General features: G+C 71.9%; 5 protein-coding genes. All 5 read right to left on the reverse strand.

What is annotated here, in order from left to right; genetic code table 11:
* Positions 1–240: hypothetical protein (locus BBK14_RS14490; RefSeq protein WP_131802308.1), on the reverse strand; the 240-nt coding region annotated here is incomplete at its 3' end.
* Positions 233–484, reverse strand: coding sequence for a hypothetical protein (locus BBK14_RS14495; RefSeq protein WP_131802310.1), 252 nt, complete (start codon positions 482–484; stop codon positions 233–235). The genes BBK14_RS14495 and BBK14_RS14490, both read right to left, overlap by 8 nt.
* A complete protein-coding gene (locus BBK14_RS14500) occupies positions 477–737 on the reverse strand; it encodes a hypothetical protein (RefSeq protein ID WP_071062854.1) in 261 nt (86 codons plus the stop codon). The genes BBK14_RS14495 and BBK14_RS14500 overlap by 8 nt, the downstream gene beginning before the upstream one ends.
* A complete protein-coding gene (locus tag BBK14_RS14505; RefSeq protein ID WP_071062856.1) occupies positions 734–1,045 on the reverse strand; it encodes a hypothetical protein in 312 nt (103 codons plus the stop codon). Before BBK14_RS14505 ends, BBK14_RS14500 begins: the two co-directional genes overlap by 4 nt.
* Positions 1,042–1,392, reverse strand: a 351-nt coding sequence (locus tag BBK14_RS38285) for a hypothetical protein (protein ID WP_198541285.1), incomplete at its 5' end; no start/stop codon positions are given. The genes BBK14_RS14505 and BBK14_RS38285, both read right to left, overlap by 4 nt.

Here is a 1,392-nt window from a genome sequence, read left to right on the forward strand (position 1 = left end):
CGGGCGCAGCAGGTACCACATCGGCCGTGGCCGGCGCTCGATCTTGTAGGTGCCGTCGCCGAGGTCCAACAGGCGCGCCTTCGGGTCCTCGTTCAGCCAGCTCCAGGCGGATGCCGGCTCGCGCGGGATCTCGCGGTAGTCGCTGTCCCGGCTTACCACGACGCACGTCAGCGCGCGGCCCCGGACCTCGGCGAACTCCTTGCGGTTGCGCGGGATGACCCGCGGCTTGGGGTCAGGCACGGGGCACCTCCCGGCTCGCGCTGTCGTCCGTGAAGGCGTCGAGGATCAGCGCCCGCGCCTCGACCGGCTCCAGCAGCGCCGACACCGTCAGGTCGTCGCGCGTCTCGCGGTAGCTCCACGGCCCGTACGTCTTGCCAGGCAGGGCATCGAAGGTGACGGTGTAGCGCGCGTCCAGCGCGCCCGCCGGCTTCTTCTTCCCCTTACGGGTGACAGTGACGATCATTCGCGGCCTCGTGTCAGGCATCGTCCGCTCCGTCCTCGTGCGGGCAGTTGTGGTCGAGGTCGGCGTCTTGGGTGATGACCGGCAGCCCGTCCGGGTTCGGTGCGCCGCCGACAACGGCCTCGAACGAGTCCGGGTCGCCGTCGGCGCCCGGGGTGAGCAGGTACCGGCCGGGAGCCGTCTGGCGGGTGATGTGGCCGCAGGTCTCGGTGTCGTCCTCGACGAGGACGTGCACCCCGGGCACCCACTCCACCGTGCTGATGTCGCTCTGCGTCACAGCTGGCGTTCCTCTCCGTTCTCTTCCTGCGTGGGGTCGATGGCCTCGGGTTCCGCGTGTCCGAGGTCTCGGGCGGCGAGGATGTCTTCGGGCCGCACGAGAACGGCGCGGCTGGCGGGATAGCCGACCCACCAGCCGCGCCCGGCTGGGTCGCCGGCGAGAACGACCAGCACCAGGCGGGCGGGCGCCGCCGCGCGGGTGATCCGTCCGCCGGAGAAGTAGTCGGAGCCGAACTGCCCCCGGGCGGCGCTGGTGGTGATGAGCAGGTCGACGAGGTGGCCGACAGGCAGGTCGTGCCGGCCGCTCACGCCGCACGCCCCGAGATCGCGCCCCAGATCAACTGCTGCTCGGTCGCGGCGTTCTGCCTGGTCAGGGCACCGGCCGGCGCAGCGATAGCGGCCAGTGCCTGCGCCGCTCGAGCGTCGCCCCTCGCGGCCGCCTGCCGCAGATCCCACTCGTAGATCTGCTGGTAGCGCTCGGCCGCCTGGCTGCGCTCGACCGCCTTCTCGATGGCGGTCCAGACGACACCGCGTGCCGGGTCCGCTGGTTTCGACGGCTCGCCCCGGACACCGAGGACTGCGCGGACCTTGTCGCCGACCGGCGGACGGCTACGGCTGATCAGAATGCAGGTCGGGGTGCCGTGGCCGGGGATGTA

This window comes from Parafrankia soli (genome assembly GCF_001854695.1).
Classification (GTDB): Bacteria; Actinomycetota; Actinomycetes; order Frankiales; family Frankiaceae; genus Parafrankia; species Parafrankia soli.

Coding starts and splice junctions, on each gene's coding strand:
- BBK14_RS14495 (WP_131802310.1), bottom strand. CDS start 484: ATGCCTGACACGAGGCCGCGAATGATCGTCACTGTCACCCGTAAGGGG.